Origin of the sequence: Sorangium sp. So ce1014 (assembly GCF_051521505.1) — a bacterium.
In the GTDB taxonomy this organism is placed as follows: domain Bacteria; phylum Myxococcota_A; class Polyangia; order Polyangiales; family Polyangiaceae; genus Sorangium.
The window spans coordinates 1,984,712-2,002,140 of record NZ_CP150356.1 but is presented as its reverse complement, the minus strand read 5'-3'; the positions used below and the strand labels follow the sequence as shown (position 1 = coordinate 2,002,140).

The 17,429-nt window shown below is 71.0% G+C and carries 14 protein-coding genes; 8 read left to right on the top strand and 6 right to left on the bottom strand.

What is annotated here, in order from left to right:
- Positions 1-24 precede the first annotated feature (24 nt).
- Together WME75_RS07635 and WME75_RS07630 are read left to right on the top strand one after the other, a co-directional pair.
- Positions 25-3,291: an efflux RND transporter permease subunit gene (locus WME75_RS07635; protein ID WP_437487840.1), complete on the top strand. Its 3,267-nt coding sequence runs from the start codon at positions 25-27 to the stop codon at positions 3,289-3,291.
- The gene (locus WME75_RS07630; RefSeq protein ID WP_437487837.1) at positions 3,288-4,541 is read left to right on the top strand and encodes an efflux RND transporter periplasmic adaptor subunit; all 1,254 of its coding nucleotides are present in this window, start codon (positions 3,288-3,290) and stop codon (positions 4,539-4,541) included. Before WME75_RS07635 ends, WME75_RS07630 begins: the two co-directional genes overlap by 4 nt.
- 33 nt (positions 4,542-4,574) lie before the next feature.
- Here WME75_RS07630 and WME75_RS07625 read toward each other — a convergent pair whose 3' ends face one another.
- Together WME75_RS07625 and WME75_RS07620 are read right to left on the bottom strand one after the other, a co-directional pair.
- Positions 4,575-5,651: an ABC transporter substrate-binding protein gene (locus tag WME75_RS07625; RefSeq protein WP_437487834.1), complete on the bottom strand. Its 1,077-nt coding sequence runs from the start codon at positions 5,649-5,651 to the stop codon at positions 4,575-4,577.
- A gap of 92 nt (positions 5,652-5,743) precedes the next feature.
- Positions 5,744-7,069: an MFS transporter gene (locus tag WME75_RS07620; RefSeq protein WP_437487831.1), complete on the bottom strand. Its 1,326-nt coding sequence runs from the start codon at positions 7,067-7,069 to the stop codon at positions 5,744-5,746.
- Positions 7,070-7,416: 347 nt separating this feature from the next.
- Here WME75_RS07620 and WME75_RS07615 point away from each other — a divergent pair, with 347 nt between their 5' ends.
- Positions 7,417-7,902, top strand: a complete 486-nt coding sequence (locus WME75_RS07615; protein WP_437487829.1) for a hypothetical protein — start codon at positions 7,417-7,419, stop codon at positions 7,900-7,902.
- A gap of 222 nt (positions 7,903-8,124) precedes the next feature.
- On the top strand, positions 8,125-8,970 hold the full coding sequence (locus WME75_RS07610) for a PPK2 family polyphosphate kinase (RefSeq protein ID WP_437487826.1): 846 nt from the start codon (positions 8,125-8,127) through the stop codon (positions 8,968-8,970).
- 97 nt (positions 8,971-9,067) lie between these two features.
- Here WME75_RS07610 and WME75_RS07605 read toward each other — a convergent pair whose 3' ends face one another.
- Together WME75_RS07605 and WME75_RS07600 are read right to left on the bottom strand one after the other, a co-directional pair.
- Positions 9,068-9,928, bottom strand: a complete 861-nt coding sequence (locus WME75_RS07605; RefSeq protein WP_437487823.1) for an SDR family oxidoreductase — start codon at positions 9,926-9,928, stop codon at positions 9,068-9,070.
- 195 nt (positions 9,929-10,123) lie between these two features.
- Positions 10,124-10,594, bottom strand: coding sequence for a GNAT family N-acetyltransferase (locus WME75_RS07600; RefSeq protein ID WP_437487820.1), 471 nt, complete (start codon positions 10,592-10,594; stop codon positions 10,124-10,126).
- Positions 10,595-10,673: 79 nt separating this feature from the next.
- On the opposite strand from WME75_RS07600, the gene WME75_RS07595 reads away from it, so the two are divergent.
- From WME75_RS07595 to WME75_RS07585, 3 genes are all read left to right on the top strand, one after another.
- On the top strand, positions 10,674-11,447 hold the full coding sequence (locus WME75_RS07595) for an endonuclease/exonuclease/phosphatase family protein (protein WP_437494766.1): 774 nt from the start codon (positions 10,674-10,676) through the stop codon (positions 11,445-11,447).
- A 117-nt stretch (positions 11,448-11,564) separates the two neighbouring features.
- A complete protein-coding gene (locus WME75_RS07590; protein WP_437487817.1) occupies positions 11,565-13,244 on the top strand; it encodes a rhomboid family intramembrane serine protease in 1,680 nt (559 codons plus the stop codon).
- Positions 13,245-13,338: 94 nt separating this feature from the next.
- On the top strand, positions 13,339-14,037 hold the full coding sequence (locus tag WME75_RS07585; protein WP_437487814.1) for a GNAT family N-acetyltransferase: 699 nt from the start codon (positions 13,339-13,341) through the stop codon (positions 14,035-14,037).
- Positions 14,038-14,258: 221 nt separating this feature from the next.
- Here WME75_RS07585 and WME75_RS07580 read toward each other — a convergent pair whose 3' ends face one another.
- Positions 14,259-15,911 (bottom strand): glycoside hydrolase family 43 protein, encoded by a 1,653-nt coding sequence (locus WME75_RS07580; RefSeq protein ID WP_437487811.1) that lies wholly within the window; start codon positions 15,909-15,911, stop codon positions 14,259-14,261.
- Positions 15,912-16,578: 667 nt separating this feature from the next.
- Positions 16,579-16,704: a hypothetical protein gene (locus WME75_RS07575; protein WP_437487808.1), complete on the bottom strand. Its 126-nt coding sequence runs from the start codon at positions 16,702-16,704 to the stop codon at positions 16,579-16,581.
- Here WME75_RS07575 and WME75_RS07570 point away from each other — a divergent pair.
- The gene (locus WME75_RS07570) at positions 16,703-17,422 is read left to right on the top strand and encodes a DsbA family oxidoreductase (RefSeq protein WP_437487805.1); all 720 of its coding nucleotides are present in this window, start codon (positions 16,703-16,705) and stop codon (positions 17,420-17,422) included. The genes WME75_RS07575 and WME75_RS07570 overlap by 2 nt on opposite strands.
- The last annotated feature ends 7 nt before the right edge of the window (positions 17,423-17,429 follow it).

Genomic DNA, 17,429 nt, shown 5'->3' with positions numbered 1-17,429 from the left:
CCGGCGGGGGACGGGAAATGGCCCATGTGGCTCGTCCGGATCGCGCTGCAACGCACGTACACGTTCATCGTGATGTCGATGCTCATCGTCATCCTGGGCGTGTTCACCATCACCCGGATGCCGACGGACATCTTCCCCGACATCGACATCCCGGTCCTGTCCGTCATTTTCAACTACGGCGGCCTCCCCCCCGAGGAGATGGAGAAGCGCATCGTCAACAACTACGAGCGCTTCCTGACGACCACGGTCAACGACATCGACCACATCGAGAGCCAGTCGCTCACCGGCATCGCGATCATCAAGATCTTCCTCCAGCCGGGCGCCAGCATCGAGGCCGCGACCGCGCAGGTCACGGCGGTCTCGCAGACCGCCATCCGCATGATGCCGCCCGGCATCAGCCCGCCGCTCATCATCCGTTACAGCGCCTCCAGCGTGCCCATCCTCCAGGCCGCGCTCGAGAGCGATTCGCTGAGCGAGCAGCAGCTCTTCGATTACGCGGTCAACTTCATCCGCGCCGACATCGCCACGATCCGGGGCACGCAGATCCCCTGGCCCTACGGCGGCAAGCAGCGCCAGATCATGGTCGACATCGACCCGCAGCGCCTCTTCGCCTGGGGGCTGTCGCCGCGCGACGTGAACGCCGCGCTCGGGCTGCAGAACGTCATCCTGCCCTCCGGCACGGCGAAGATGGGGGAGAACGAGTACCCCGTCCTCATGAACAGCAGCCCCGAGGCCTTCGAGGACCTCGGCAAGCTGCCGCTCAGGACCGTCAACGGGACGACCGTGTACCTCCGCGACGTCGCGAGCGTCCGCGACGGGAACGCGCCGCAGACGAACATGGTGCACGTGGAGGGCAAGCGCAGCGTGCTCCTGAGCATCCTCAAGAACGGGAGCGCGAGCACGCTCGACGTCACCTCGCGCATCCACGCGATGCTGCCGGCCACGCTGGAGAAGCTCCCGAAGGAGCTCAAGGTCTCGCTGCTCTTCGATCAGTCGGTATTCGTGCGCGCGGCGGTCGACGGGGTCGTGCACGAGGCGCTCATCGCCGCGGGGCTCACCGCGCTCATGATCCTGCTGTTCCTCGGGAGCTGGCGCAGCACGCTCATCGTCATCCTCAGCATCCCGCTCTCGATCCTCGTCTCGATCATCGCCCTCAACGCCCTGGGCCACACGCTCAACGTGATGACGCTCGGCGGGATGGCGCTCGCGGTCGGCATCCTCGTCGACGACGCGACCGTGTCCATCGAGAACATCCACCGCCACCTGGGGCAGCGGAAGCCGTTCATCCGGGCCATCGTCGACGGGGCGCAGGAGATCGCCCTCCCGGCGCTCGTCTCGACGCTCTGCATCTGCATCGTCTTCGTGCCGGTGGTCTTCATCACTGGCGCCGCGAAGTCGCTCTTCGTGCCGATGGCCATGGCGGTCGTCTTCGCCATGCTCATGTCGTACTTCCTGTCGCGGACGCTCGTCCCGACCCTCGTGCGCCTGCTGCTCGAGCGCGAGGCGGCGGAGCACGCCCATGGCCCGGAGGGGACGGCGAACGCCGATCCCCGACCCACGTCAAAGACGGCGAACGCCGATCCCCGACCCACGTCAAAGACGGCGAACGCCGATCCCCGACCCACGTCGAGACCGAAGAGCCTCTTCGGGCGCGCCTTCGCCGCGTTCAACCGCGCCTTCGACCGGCTGCGGGGGGCGTACGGCGGGTGGCTCGCGTGGGCGCTCGCGCACCGCGCCGGGTTCGTCGGGGCGTTCCTTGTGTTCGTCGCCGCCTCGATCGCGCTGATCCCGCTCCTCGGCCGCGACTTCTTCCCGACCGTCGACGCCGGGCTCATCAAGCTCCACGTGCGCGGCGCGCCGGGCACCCGCCTCGAGGAGAGCGAGCGGCGCTTCGCCCAGATCCAGGAGACCATCCGCGAGGTGATCCCGCCGGGCGAGATCCGCACGATGCTCGACAACCTCGGGATCCCGGCGAGCGGCATCAACCTGTCGCTGAGCGAGGGCGCGCAGATCTCGTCGGCCGACGGGCAGATCTTCATCGCGCTCGAGGAGCACCACAAGCCGACCGCCGATTACGTCCGGAAGCTCCGCGCGAAGCTCAACGCGACGTACCCCGAGTCGACGTTCTTCTTCCTCGCCCCCGACATCTCGACGCAGGTGCTGAACTTCGGCCTCGCGGCGCCGCTCAACGTCCAGGTCGTGGGCCCGATCGGCAAGGAGGACGAGACCTACGCGGTCGCGCTGCGGATCGCCGACCGCATGCAGAAGATCCCCGGCGCGGTCGACGTCCACATGGCGCAGGTGCCGGCGAGGCCGCAGCTCCGCATCGACGTCGACCGCACGATGGCCGACCAGATGGGGCTCACCCAGCGCGACGTGGCGAGCGACGTCCTTGTCTCGCTCTCGTCGAGCGGGCAGACGTCGCCGACCTACTGGCTCGACAAGCGCGGCGTGCAGTACCTCGTCGCCGTGCAGACGCCCCAGTACGCGCTCAGGTCCATCGACGACGTGAACGCGACGCCGCTGTCGACCGGCGACGGCCGCCCCCAGCTCCTGTCGAACGTCGCGTCGCTGTCGCGCACGACAGGGCCGGCGAACATCACCCACTACAACGTCGCGAGGACGTTCGACGTCCAGGCGAACGTCGACGGCACCGACCTCGGCTCGGTCGCGGGCGCGGTCGCGCGCGTCGTCGACGAGCTCAGGCCCGAGATGCCGCGCGGGACCAAGGTGACCCTCAAGGGGCAGGCGGAGAGCATGGACTCCTCGTTCACCGGGCTCGGCTACGGGCTCCTCTTCGCGGTCGTGCTCGTTTACCTGCTGATGGTCGTGAACTTCCAGTCGTGGCTCGACCCGCTCATCATCCTGATGGCGCTCCCGGGCGCGGTGGCGGGCATCGCGTGGATGCTCTTCGTGACGCACACGACGCTGAGCGTGCCCGCGCTCATGGGGTCGATCATGTGCGTCGGCGTCGCCACGGCCAACAGCATCCTCGTCGTGACGTTCGCGAACGAGCAGCGCAAGCTGGGCCGCGACGCGGGCACCGCGGCGCTCGCCGCGGGCATGACGCGCCTGCGGCCGGTGCTCATGACCGCGCTCGCGATGATCTTCGGCATGCTGCCCATGTCGCTCGGCCTCGGCGAGGGCGGCGAGCAGAACGCCCCGCTGGGCCGCGCGGTCATCGGCGGCCTGCTCGTCGCGACGCTGAGCACGCTCTTCTTCGTGCCGGTGATGTACAGCCTCCTCCGGAACAAGGCCCCGGCCCGAGACCTGCTCGCAGAGGACCTATGAGCCCCCCCGACCCCGCTCTTGCCCCCGCTCCGCCCCCGGGCCTTCCCGCCGACGATCTCGGCTTCGATCTGCCGCCGCCCGCCGCGATGACGCGGACGCGCGGCGTCGCCCTCGGCGTGGGCCTCGTCGTCGTGCTCGGGGCCGCGTTCGCCGCGGCCTACCTGCCCCGCCGGAGCGCCCGCGCGGCGCTCGAGGAGGGCGTGCGGGCCACCGAGGGCGCCGCCCCGCGCGTCGTGGTCGTCGCGCCGCAGCCTGTGTCGAGCGACCGGGCGCTCGCCCTGCCGGGGAGCATCCAGCCCCTCGAGGAGACGGTCGTCTACCCGCGCGTGAGCGGCTACGTGCGGAGGTGGACCGTGGACCTCGGCGACAGGGTCGAGGAGGGGCAGGTCCTCGCCGAGATCGACACGCCCGAGCTCGATCAGGAGCTCGCGCAGGCCCGCGCGCAGCTCGTTCAGGCGAGCGCCGGCCTCGTGCAGGCGCAGGCGAGCCGCGACCTGTCGCGGTCGAGCATGAAGCGCTACGAGCAGCTCGTCCCCGCGGGCGTCGCGCCGCAGGAGGAGCTCGAGGAGCGGCAGGGGCAGGCGCACGTCGCCGAGGCGGGCGTCACCGTGGCGCAGGCGGCGATCACCGCGCAGAAGGCGAGCATCCAGCGCCTCCTGGATCTCAAGAAGTTCGCGAAGATCGCCGCGCCGTTCGCGGGGACGGTCACCTCGCGGACGATCGAGCGCGGGGCGCTGGTCACGGCGGGCAACGGGACGCCGCTCTTCCGGATCTCCGCGACCGATCCGGTGCGCGTCTTCGTGGGCGTCCCGCAGGACGTGGCGCCCAGCGTGCGGGTCGACGCGCCCGCGAAGGTGACGGTGCGCGAGTTCGCGGCGCAGCCGTTCCAGGGCACGATCGCGCGCACGGCCGGCGCGCTCGACGCGGCGACGCGGACGATGAACACGGAGGTGCGGGTGCCGAACCCTGACGGGCGGCTCCTCGCGGGCATGTACGCCGAGGTCGCGCTGACCTTGTCCACGCCGCACCGCGTGCTCGAGATCCCGGCGACGGCGCTCTACAACGACGCCAAGGGGCTCCGCGTGGCCGTCGTGGAGGCCGGGGGCAAGATCCGCTTCGTGCCCATCACCGTCGGGCGCGACACGGGCGCGACGATCCACGTGTCGACCGGGCTCGACGGGAGCGAGCGCATCGTGAAGCTCGCGAGCGCGGAGCTGACCGACGGAATGGCGGTCGAGGTCGTGCCGTGACGCCCCGGGAGGGCCTCGCCGGGGCTTGCGCCGTCACTGGACCTGCGTTGCCGCGAACGGGTTGAGCTCGTTCGTGAACAGGTCCTCGGCCTTGATCTGGCCCGCTTTCAGCTCGCCGTCCTTCACCAGCCAGTCGATCCAGACCTGGTATTCCTTCGCCGACAGGAGCCCGCCTTTGCCGGCGACACCCATGCTTGTCCAGTACTTGACAAGCGACGCGTCCTCGTTGCGGCCCCGCCGCGCGATGATGCGCTCCAGGCGGGCCACCACCTCCTCGCGCGGGGTGGTCCGGGCCCACTCGATGGCGCGCGCCGCCGCCTCGACGAGCTTGCGGGCGCTGTTCGGGCTCTCCCTTAGGAAGCGCCTTGTCAGCACGTAGCTGCCGGCGGTGAACTCCCCGAACAGCTCGTGATCCGAGAACAGCGCCCGGAGGCCGCCGCGCTCGAGCGCCTTGTCGCGCAGGATGTCGCCGAGGACCGAGACGTCGACCTGCCCCTGCCGGAGCGCCTGCTCCGCGCTCACGGGCGGCAGCACCACCAGCGTGATCTGCGCGATCTCGTCGCTCGTCAGGCCGTGACGCGACAGGTACTCCTTCAGCATGAGCTCGTGGTGCGCGCCCAGCGTGTTCATGGCGACCTTCTTGCCGAGCAGATCCCGCGGCCCCCGGATGGCGCTGTCCTCGGCCACGTAGAAGCCGCTCCACCGCTTCGCGTCGACCCCGTAGCCGCCCACCACCGCCCGGAGCGGCGCGCCGGCGGCGATCAGCTTGATCACGGCGCCGTTGAAGGCCTGCCCGAAATCTGTGTCTCCGGTGACCACCGTCTGGATGTCCTGCGGCCCGCTGATCGTGTTGCCGACATAGCTCAGCTGGATCGGGGCGAGGTACCCGAGGTCCTCCGCCAGCTCGGGCAGCGTGACCACGCCGGAGAACCCCTGATAGCGCAGCTCGAGCACCTCGTGGTCGCCGGCGCCCCCGTCGCCCTTGCCCCGGCCGCCGCCGGGCTCGACCTTCGAGCAGGCGGCGAGCGCGAGCGCGAGCGCGGCGCAGAGCGCCGCCGCGAACGCGCGACGGGTGGCGGAGAGCGGAGCTGGGCTGTCGAGTTCACTCATGATGCAGGGCCTCTGTGCGCCGTGCGTCGGCGCTTGGTCTGGCTCATCTCTCTTCTGCCGGGGCCCCCTCGACGGCGCGGCGACGCGCGCCTCTACTCGGCGGCCGCGGGCTCGGGGGACGCGGGGTGCACCGCCGCCACCGCGCTCGACGTCCTGCGCGCCAGGGCGAGGAGCAGGCCGAAGAGCACGGTCAGGAGCAGGAACATGGACTGGAGCCCCAGGCTCTTGCCCACGAGGCCGCCCACGGTGCTGCCGAACAGGCCTCCTGACGGCCCCACCAGGGCGTGCAGGCCGGCCACCTTCCCCCGCCCCACCCGCGCGCCGATCCGGGCGATGCGGGTGAGGTTCGCGATCTGCAAGAGGCCGAGGCCGAGGCCGAGGAGCAGGCCGCCGGACCGGAGCAGGGCCAGATCGCGCGAGAGGCCGAGCAGCAAGAGCGCGCTCGGGACGAGGACGAAGCTGGCGAGATAGACGCGCTCGTGCCCCAGCCGGCCCACCAGGCCGCCCAGCGCGAACAGCGCGAAGATGTAGGTCACGCCCTGCCAGGCGAGCAGCCCCGAGGCGTCGGCCGCCGTCAGCTGAGCGACGGCGATGCCGATCGGGATGATGAAGAACATGAAGAACGAATTGACCGACTGGGCCGCGAACTCGATCATGCACACGCTGCGCAGCTCGATGTCCTGCGCGAGCAGGGCGAGGTCGGACCGGACGCCGGAGAGCCGGAGCGCTCGAGGGGAGGTGGACCGCGCCGCATAACGACCGAAGACGATCGGCGACATGAAGACCGTGACAAGGAAACACGCCCCGATGAGCCAGTAGGTGCCCCGGAAACCCAGCGCCTTCGTGAGGGTGGCCGCGAGCATGGGGCCGAGCAGGAACATGCCGATCATATGGGTGCCGCGGTACCAGCCGGCCTTGCCCTCACCCACCGTATCGAGCTGCTGCATGAACACGGTGCTCAGCGAGACGAAGCGCAGCGGCATGAAGAAGCTGATCGCCGTCGTGCAGGCCAGCAGGAACACCGGAGACGGGACCGCCGGCAAGGCCATGTAGAGGGTCCCGGCCACGAGGCTCCCCAGCACGAACAGCCGCGCCGGCCCGAGGTGCTCCACGAGGAGCCCGATCGGGATGCTCATGAGCAGCACCCCGATGCTCTGCGACCCGGCGATGAGGCCGAGCAGCGCCTCGTTCGCCTCGAGCTCCAGCGCGTAGAGCGTCGTGGTCACCTTGGCCACGCCGACGCTGATGCCCATGACCGAGGACAGCGCCGCGAACACCAGAAGAAAGCGGTTCTTGTCGATGAAGGAGCGCAGCTTGACCTCGGGGCACGGCTCGAAGCCGTCCTGTTGATCCGCGCCGGCGATCAGCAGCCGTCGCCGCGTGCCAGCGCCAGCGCCGGCGCCAGCGACGATCAGCAACGCCCGTGCCGCGCCGCCGCGCGCCGCATTTCGAGGCCCCTCGCGCTCGCGCTGCTGCCCTGGCAGCACGCGGTGGTGATCCGCTGCTCCGGCGCGAGCAGGACCCCGCCGCGCCGCCCACGACGACGCGGCCCCGCCAGCGGCGAGAAATTCCAACAATGCGATAATTTCACGCATCAGACTCTGCGCTGCTGGACTGCTGCGGCGGAGATCTCCAATGCGAGCTTCCCCGGTCCACTGGCCGTCTCGCCGACCAGCCCGCGCGCGCAGAGGAGCAGGTTTTGCACGGGGTCTGGCCGCGCTTTGTTGTTGCCCCCGCCGTTTGCAGGGTGGTACTGGTTCTACGCATGAAATTGCCTGCGATCCATGTACTGATTGCGTCGTTCGCGCTCTGTTCCACGGCTGCGTGCTCGTGGAAGCCGTACGGCGACGTGCGCGTCGTGAGGAGGGCAAAGGCCGGCGGCGAGCTCGCGATCCTCGGCGATCGCGAGGTGGCGATGCAGAAGGCCAACAGCACGATGGCCACGACCTGCGGGGGCCCGGACCGGTACGAGATCGTCGAAGAAGGCGAGACCGTCGTCGGAGAAGAGTCCGTGTCCGAATCCAGCGAGCGCCGCGAGAAGGACTTCTTCGGGCCGAAGAAGCGGAAGCAGGAGAACACGAGCACGGTACAGACGACCGAGTGGCGCGTGAAGTACGAGTGCAAGGAGGGCGAGCCGGCAGCCGAGAAGGCGGCGCCCGCGGACGATGCCGCGCCCTCGGACGACGCGCCGGAGGCCAGCGAGGGCAAGACCGAGGGGCGCCGCGTTCACGAGGTGATCATCCGGTTCTGATGCGCGTCTCCGAGGGCGGCGCCCGCGCTCGAAGATCGCAGCGGCGAGCGCCTGCTCAGGTACGATCTGGGAGCTCGCGGCGCGGCGCGGCGGCCTGAACGGCGCGTCGCTGCGCCCGGCGTGAAGGGCCGGTGGGCGCCGAGGCCGGCGGCGCGCCTCGCCGCGGCCGCTCGCCGTCGCTCGAGGGAGAGCGCCCAGGCAGGATCGTGTACGCTCGCGGGCATGCCCATCACGCGACTCACGAAGGCCGATTCGAAGTTTCGCCTCGATGACATCTCGACCGATCCGCCGCGCGACGCGACAAAGCAGGAGGCGGCCGAGCGGCTCCAGGAGCTCGGCAAGGAGCTGCTCGAGCTCCAGGAGCTCATGTGGGGCGCGAGGACACACAGCGTCCTCATCGTCCTTCAGGGCCGCGACGCGGCCGGCAAGGACGGCGCGATCAAGAACGTCGTCGGCGCGCTGAACCCGCGCGGCGTCAGCGTGAGCTCCTTCGGCGTGCCGACCAAGGAGGAGCGGGAGCACGACTTTCTCTGGCGGATTCACCGGCACGCGCCGCGCGCAGGGGAGTTCGCCATCTTCAACCGCTCTCACTACGAGGACGTGCTCGTCGTGCGCGTGCACGACCTGGCGCCGAAGTCGCTGTGGGGCGAGCGCTACGACCATATCAACGACTTCGAGGAGCTGCTCGCCGAGCACGGGACCCTCGTGATCAAGTTCTTCCTGCACATCAGCAAGAAGGAGCAGGAGAAGCGGCTCCTGGAGCGCGAGGAGAGCCCCTCGACGGCCTGGAAGCTCAACGTGAACGACTGGAAGGAGCGGGAGCACTGGGACGAGTACACCGAGGCCTACGAGGACGTCTTCCGGCGCTGCGCCTCGCGGCACGCGCCCTGGTGCATCGTCCCGGCGGACGCCAAGTGGTACCGCAACCTCGTCGTCGCCGAGGCCGTGGCCGAGACGATGCGGGAATACCGCGACGACTGGCTGAAGACGCTCGAGCGGAACGGGAAGGCGGGCCGCGAGGAGCTCGAGGAGTACCGTCGATCGAAGGGCGTGCGGCACAAGGGGTGAGCCTGTCTCCCCGGCGCCTCGGCGGCTCAGCCCCTCCTCGCAGGAGCACAGCGATGGCTTTCACTCGCCCGTGCGCCGCGCGCGGCCGCGGCGGCGCTCACCTGGCGAGCGCCTCGAACCAGGCGCGCAGAGGCCGTGTCCCGCGCGCGGGCGCGACCGAGTCGGACGTCATGACGGCCGCCACGAACTCCAGCAGATCCGACATCCGCGGATGGATGCCCTCGAGCAGCACGCTCGTGGACCGGAACACCCCCGCGGGGATGTGCACGATATACCCCTTCTTCCCGACGGCGTCGAAGGCCAGCCGCATCACCTCGTCGCGGGTCATGACGTCGGGACCGCCCACGGGCACCACGTCAGGGCCCCCGGCGAGCACCTCGGCGAGGGCCTCCGCGACGTCCACCGGGTGAACCGGGTTGGTCCTCGCCAGGCCGTCGCCGGGCACCGTGCCCACGCCGGCGCGGGCCATCGCGACAAGGTCGTTCAGCGCGGAGAAGATGCCGGTCGGGCGCACGAACGAGAACGAGAGACCCGAGGCGCGAATGCGCTCCTCCACCTGGAGATGGGCGGCGAGATAGCGGGTGTGGGCATAGCCGGGGCCCGGGTGCGCGGAGAGGTAAACAAAGCGCTTCACCCCCGCCCGCTTCGCCGCCTCGAGCAGGCTCGTGTTCGCCACGACATCGACGTCATGGTAGCTCCTGCGCTCGCGCAGCGTCATCGACACATTCGCGCCGAGACACGAGATGACCGTATCGATGCCCTCGAGCGCGGCGCTCACGGCCCCGGGCCCCGCAGCGTCGGCGACGACGACCTCCGAGGCGAGGCCGCGGAGGCGCGCCGCGTTACCCGGAGAGCGAGAGAGCGTGCGCACGAACTGCTCCCGCGCGCGGAGCAAGCGCAAGAGCTCGGTGCCGACCACGCCCGTGGCGCCGGCGAGGAGGATCCGCTGCACAGTCATCGGGGCACCCGTTCCTTTCGAGCGCGGCGCCCGGGCGCGCTCCGTCGCTCCCGGGCCAGCCGCGCAGCGACACAAGCCTTTCCAGCATGTCGGCGTCGACGTCAAGGATCACGCGATCTGCCGGCGGACAGACAGGTCTCACGGCGGCTCCGGCGGACGCGCCGCGCAGACACAACGTGTCAATCGACAGCGGGCTCAGATCATCCGCCGGACCATCCTGGTGTGCGGGATCCCGGCCTCGTCGAAGATCGGCCCCTCCTCGGCGAAGCCGAGCTTGCGATAGAACGGCGCGGCGACGACCTGGGCGTTCAGGACCAGAACGGGCGCGCCCTGCGCGGCGCCGATGCGGATCGCCTCCTCGAGCAGCCGCCGCCCGAGGCCTGTGCCGCGAAGGTCCTTCCGGACGGCGACGCGGCCCACCTTGAGCCCGCCCTCGTACGGCACGATCCGCATCGTCGCGACCACCTCGTCGCCGTCCAGGACGACGAAGTGCTGCGCGCCTTCGTCGAGCTCGTCGACCTCGATGTCCTCGGGCACGGCCTGCTCGACGACGAAGACCTCGTACCGCAGGCGGAGCGCGCCGGCGTAGAGCGGCGAGTCGCTGCGGATCGGGAGGATCTTGCGGGCCATCGCGCGCTCGGCCATGCCCGATTCGTGCGCTGTCACGGGCGCCGCGTCCACCGGATTCAGCGCGCCCTGGAGCTGCTCTGCCCGGACGAGCTAGCCTGATCCCACCGTGAAGATCATGACCTTCAACATCCTCTCCGGCGGCGAGGATCGCTTCGAGGCGATCCTCGCGATCGTCGCCGCCGCGCGCCCGGACCTGCTCGTCCTCCAGGAGTGCGTCGGCTGGGAGGACGGCGCCCGGCTCCGGGCCGTCGCCGAGGCGATCGGCGCGCCCGCGGGCGAGCGGCACGCCGTCCTGGGGAGCGCCAATCCGCGGCCGAGCGGCCGGCGAAACCACGTCGGCGTGGTCAGCCGGGCGCCGCTCGTGAAGGCGCGCGTGCACGCGCCCGAGGCGCTGGCCCACTGCCTCGTCGAGGTCGAGCTCTCGCTCGGCGGCGAGCCGCTCTTCGTGCTCGGCACCCACCTCAACGCCGGCAGCGAGGACCGCCGGGTCAGCGAGGCCCGCTGGCTGCTCTCGCTCGTGCCTCCCGCCCGGCTCGCCGCGGGCCTCTGGGCGCTCGCCGGCGACCTCAACGCGCTCTCGCGGCGCGACCCCTACCCCGCGGACCTCGACGCGCGCCTCGCGGCCGCCGGCATCGAGAAGTACGGGAGCCCGCCGCGATTCGACACGATGGACACCCTCGAGGCGTCCGGCTGGTCCGACGCCCTGCTCCTCCGGCCGCGCTCCGGGCGCTGGGCCACCGCGCTGCGCGGGCGCGCCGGCGCGCAGGTCGAGACGCGGACCGACTACGTGCTGCTCTCACCGCCGCTCGCCGGGCGGCTCGCGCTGGCCGACATCGTCGACGTCGGCGCCGCGTCCGACCACCACGCGGTCGTCGCCGAGATCGCCTGACGCGGCCCGGCGCTCGCGCGGCGCGCTTCGCGATCGAGCGCGCGCTGCCTTTCCGCTACGCTCGCCGCGCGACCTCTCGCAGGCGCAGGAGAAGAGACCGTGGTGGAGCAGCCGATCATGGACCGTGCGCCCGAAGACGAGACGCTGGATCGGCGCGACCGCCTGCTCGCCGCGCTGCTCCACGGACCGGACGCCTTCGTGCTCCTCCGCTGCGACGCGGCCGTGGCGGAGCTCGTCGGCGGGGCGGCTCCCCTCCGGATCGTGCTGATCACGGCGGCCGACGACGGCTCGGCCGAGCTGATCCACGCCCGGATCGCGCCCCTGGTGAAGCTGGCGCGCCCCGGCGGGCCGCCCGCGCACTTCGTCGTGGTGGGCGGCGGCGCCGCCGCCGGCCGGGCCGCGCTCACCAAGGCGGCGCCGCTCGTGCAGGCCGTGCGGATGGGCTTCCACCACCTCGACGCGACGGGCGCGCTGACGCGCGTGAAGGGGCAGGCCCTGCCGGCCCTCGAGGACGCCCACAGGCGCCTCGGCGAGGTGGGCCCGCTCGGCCCCGACGGCATCGACAAGGCGCTCGCGCAGGGGCATGCGCTGGCGCAGCAGGAGCGCGCGATCGTGGACCGGCTGACGGGCAGCCGCCGCGTCACGGCGACGCTCGTGGTCGCGTGCGCCGTGCTCCTCGCCGTGAGCTACGCCTTCGGCTCCGGCACCCACGAGGCGGCGCTCTGGCGCATGGGCGCGAACAGCGGCGAGGCGGTGCGCCGCGGCGAGCTCTACCGGCTCCTCGCTTCGGCCTTCCTGCACGCCGACGCGGTGCACCTGTTCGTCAACATGCTGGCGCTCTGGTCGTTCGGCCCGATGCTCGAGGCGCTCCTCGGCCCGCGGCGCTTTCTCCTGCTCTACGGGGCGTCGGCGCTGGGCGGGTCGCTCGCGAGCGCGATGCTCGTGGACCGATGGAGCGTCGGCGCGTCGGGCGCGATCTGGGGCCTCATGATGGCGGGCATCGGCATCGCGCTCCGGCCGCACGGGCTCCTGCCCCCCGCGATGATCGCGCAGATGCGCAGCCGCGCGTGGTGGCCGCTGGGGCTGAACCTCATCTACAGCCTGCAGCCCGGCATCGATCTGCTCGCGCACCTCGGCGGCGGCGTCGTCGGCTTCGCGCTCGTCGTCACCGTCCTGCTCCGGGGCCTCACGCCGGTGGAGCAGCGCGAGCGCGCGGCGGACGCGGAGCCAAGGCCGCGCCCCCTGCTCGCGGTGGCGGCGGCCCTCACGGCCGCGGCGATGGTGGTGTCCGTGGCCGTCGCGCTCGCCGCCGGCCGCCCCTGGGAGCTCCGCGCGCCGCCGGCGATGACGCGCACCGCGGTCGCGGACACGGGCGTCGCGCTGGACCTGCCGGAGTCGCTCGCGAGGGCCGCGTCCGTGGAGGATCTGAACGGCGTCCGCTTCCACACGTACGGGCGGCTGCCCGAGACGCCGATGATGTTCCAGCTCGCCGTCTTCCCGCTCGGGGGCGAGGTGCCGCCCGATCGGGTGGACGAGCTCCTCGAGCAGGAGCGCAAGCAGCTCGACGAGCACCGGCCGGCGAACAGCACAACGAAGGGCCCGGCGACGCGCGTCGACCTGGGCGGTCGCCCCGCGGTGAGCCTCAGGAGCGAGCTCAAGAACGGGCTGCAGAGGGTGAGCTACATCCTCGTGCTCGGGGACCGCGAGGTGGTCCTCCAGGCCTATTCGACGAAGGATCGACCGGCGTCCTGGAGCGGGATCGAGGACAAGGTGGCAGCGACGATCGGACTGCGATGAGATGCGGCAGGACGCGGCGCGCGGCGCCCGCGGCGCGCGTTGTGAGCGAACAACCTGGCGGAGGCCTCCCTCTGTGGATCACACGAACTCTCTGATGCAGCCGATCGGTCACCCCCTCCCCGGCTGGACGCCGCGGCCATTGCCGCCGCGCGCGCCCCTGATCGGGCGGGCCTGCCGGCTCGAGCCGCTCGACCCCGACCGGCACGCCGCGGATCTCCATGCGGCCAACCTGGCGGATGCGGAGGGGCGAAGCTGGACTTACCTGCCCTATGGGCCGTTCGCGACCCTGAACGACTACCGCGCCTGGATGGAGGCCACGTGCCTGGGCGATGATCCCCTGTTCCACGCGATCATCGACGCGGCGACGGGGCGGGCGGTGGGCGTCGCGAGCTACCTGCGGATCGACCCCCGAAATGGCGTCATCGAGGTCGGGCACCTCCACTACGCGCCGCTCCTCCAGAGGACGCCGGCCGCGACGGAGGCGATGTACCTGATGATGCGGCGGGCGTTCGATGAGCTCGGTTACCGGCGCTACGAGTGGAAGTGCGACGCGCTCAACGCCGGCTCGCGGGCGGCGGCGGCGAGGCTCGGGTTCCGCTTCGAGGGCGTGTTCCGGCAGGCCACCGTGGTCAAGGGGCGCAACCGCGACACAGCGTGGCACGCGATCCTCGACAGGGAGTGGCCGGCGGCGAAGGCGGCGTTCGAGCGCTGGCTCGACCCCGCGAACTTCGACGGCTCGGGCCGCCAGCGCCAGCGCCTCTCGGCGCTCATGGGCTCCCCGGTCCCCGGCTAGCCAAGGATCCAGCGCGCAACGGCGGCAGGGACATGGCGGCGCTGCGCGCCCATCTCCACGACGACCCGCTCGTGCTCTGGGGTTGGGACCCTGGCTTTGGCCGCGAACCCGTGGCGACACCCCACGCCGAGTTCATCGCTGCGTGGGAGACCTGGGCCCGCGCCGGCGCGCCGTGCCCGGGTGGGTGATCGCCCAGCGATCAGTGACCGGATCGCGAGCGCCTACCGGCGCCGACGCCGAAGAAGGAGCGCAGCAGGGAGCAGCCAGAGCGCGGCGGCGAGTCCGCCGTTCCCGGTGCTCGCGCCCGTCCGGCAAGCGCACGAGCCGCCTGGGTCGGCGCCGGCCGCGCCGTTCCCATCGGAGGATCCGGCGCTGCCGCCGCTGCCCGAGCCAGCGGAGCCGGTCGTTCCGCCGGTGCCTCCGGTGACCGAGCCGCCGCTGCCCGAGGTCGTGCCCCCGGCGCCGGCGCTGCCCGAGGTCGTGCCCCCGGCGCTGCCATCGCTGCCGCCCGTTCCCTGGCCCGAGCCGCCGTCCCCGCCTCCGCCGCCTCCGCCGTCCCCGCCATCCGGCATGGTGGGTCCGGTAAACCGCCACCAGTTGAACTTGAAGAGGTCGCCGTTGCCACCGACGAACTTCAGGAACAAGTCGTGTTTCCCGCTGCCCCCGCTGACCGCACAGGTCTTTGTGGTCCAGGACGACGCGCCCGAGACGTCACACGTCCCGAGCAGCGTGCCTGTCTCACTGTCGAGGTGGAGCTCGATCTTCGCGTTGCTGGCTGCGGACGATACCCGAGCCTCGAAGGAGGTCACGCCGTCCAGGAACTCGACGTCCTTCACCTTGATGTAGTCGCCATTGCCGATGGACGTGACATTCATGCCGGCGCCGGTGTCGGTGCACACCTCGGTCTTGAGCCCCGACGAGAAGGCGATGGTCTCGGCCTCGACTTGACTGAACGGATTCAGCGTGTCGACGGCGGGCGGTCCCTTCGTGGACATCGTGATCCTGGGAATGCTGCCGTCGGCCCCGTACGTGAACTCCTCCACGGCGACCGAGCGCTTGAAGTCACCGCCGCCCGGCAATGTGTTGTTGTGATAGAAGAAATACGAGTGTCCCTTGTAGTCGACGATGCCGGCGTGATTTGTGTAGGTTGGGCCAGCGCCCATGATGTCGCCGCGGACGGTCCAGGGCCCGGTCGGGCTGTTGCTGGTCGCGTAGCTGATCTTCTCGGTCCCGGCGATGGCGGCGTAGACGAGGTAGTACAGCGACCCTCGCTTGTAGAACCACGGCCCCTCGGTGAAGCCACTCAACGGCACCTCGGTGATGCTCCCCGAGGTGCTGATCATGTCCGAGTTCAGCTTCACGTGCCGGAGGGTGCCATTCCCCCAGTACATGTGGGCCTGTCCATCGTCGTCGATGAACACCGTCGGGTCGATGTTGCCGGATCCGGGCGCGGCGGCTAGCTCCTTTCCCAGCGGGTCCATGAACGGGCCTGCCACATTGTTCGATACGCCCACGCCGATCCTCGCGCCGGTGGCGTTGTTCAGCGGCACGTAGAGATAGTACTTGTCGTTCCTGGCGATCCCCTGCGGCGCCCACGCATCGCCGGTTCCCCAGACGAAGTTTTTGTAGCTCGCGGGCGAGCCGTGGTCCGTCCAGTTGACCATGTCCGTGGTGGAGTACAACCTCCAGTCGTTCATGGTGTAGAAGTTCTTCACCGACACGTCCTCGTCGTGGGACGTGTAGAGGTACAACCTGCCTTCGTGCACCATGGGAGCGGGGTCGGCCGTGTAGAAGGTCTGCACGATCGGGTTGTCCGCCCGAGCGGGGGACGGAATCGCGGCGACGATGGCCAGCGCCATCGCCGGCAGGGTCATTCTTCTTGCTCGGTACCACGTTGTGTTCAAGCGCACGTTGAATCCTCTCGCGAGCGAAAATGCTGGCGCCCCGCACCCCTTGGTGCGGACTCGACGGAGGCGCCATCAGATGAGCGGATAGCCCGTGCAAAGGCACGCAGAACGACCCACCCAGGGCAAAGCACAAGTATATCCCCCTCGAAATGTGAACGATCACATTTCTTGTGTCAAACCCAATCGACCGGCCCGAGCGGGATCCTCGATCCCGGAGAGAGGACAACGCTGGCGGGCTCCTCCGGAGCGCCGCGCCGCGGTGGGTGCGGGCGCCAGACCGCGGTGATCGCAGGCCCGATGCGCTCGATGCCGACCTGCGCACGGACGGCTGGCGCTCGATGCCGCAGGCGGCCGGCGCCCTGGGTACGCCTCTTGTGCGCGGCGACTCGAGCGCGCGCTCCGGCCAAGAGCTCGCCCCATCATCGGCCGATCTGGATTTACGTCGTTAATGTGAACGTTCACATTTACGACGTGCGATGGGGTGGTTGAGCTGAGATCGCCCGCGCGCAGTCGCTGCATGCCGATGAGCAGTCACCGGTCGGACTGCTGATCCAAAGCCTTGGGCCCTTCGGTCCGAGATTGTGAGCGGACCGGGTTGTGTCCGGCAACGTCCCGGTGAGGCAGCCGCGCCGTGTCACCCAGGCACGACGCGGCGCGACACCTCCGGCTGCGCGTCCGCCGCCGCCCCCGCGCGGCCGCCCTCCGCGCCGGCGACGAACGCCTGGCCGGAGTCGCCGCGGCGCCCTACGTTGACCGCCATGAAGACGCTCCGTGTCGATGTCTGGTCCGACATCGCGTGCCCGTGGTGCTACGTCGGCAAGCGCCGGCTCGAGGCCGCGCTCGCCAGGTTCCCGCGCCGGGATGCGGTCGAGGTCGTCTGGCGCGCGTTCGAGCTGGACCCCGCGGCGAAGCGCGTCCAGAGCGCGGAGGTCTCCTATGCCGAGCGGCTCGCGAGGAAGTACGGCGCGTCCGTCGCCAAGGCCGAGGGCATGATCCGGCAGATGACCGAGGTGGCCGCGGCGGACGGGCTCGAGTTCCACTTCGAGAAGGTCCGCCCCGGCAACACCTTCGACGCGCACCGCGTGCTGCACCTCGCGGCCGAGCGCGGCGTACAGGACGCGGTGAAGGAGCGCCTGCTCCGGGCGTACATGACCGAGGGCGAGCCGATCGGCGAGCCGGAGGTGCTCGCGCGCCTCGCCGGCGAGGCGGGGCTCGACCCGGACGAGGTCCGCGCGGCGCTCGCGGGCGACGCCTTCGCGCGCGAGGTGCGGGCCGACGAGGCCGAGGCGCGCGCCCTCGGCGTCACGGGCGTCCCCTTCTTCGCGGTCGGCGGGCGGTACGGCGTCTCCGGCGCGCAGCCGGCCGAGGCCCTCCTCGGCGTGCTCCAGCGGGCGTGGGACGAGGCGGCCGACGCGCCCGACGAGCCCGACCAGGCGCTCGCCGAGGGGGCGGCCTGCGGCCCGGACGGGTGCGCGTGAGCCGCCG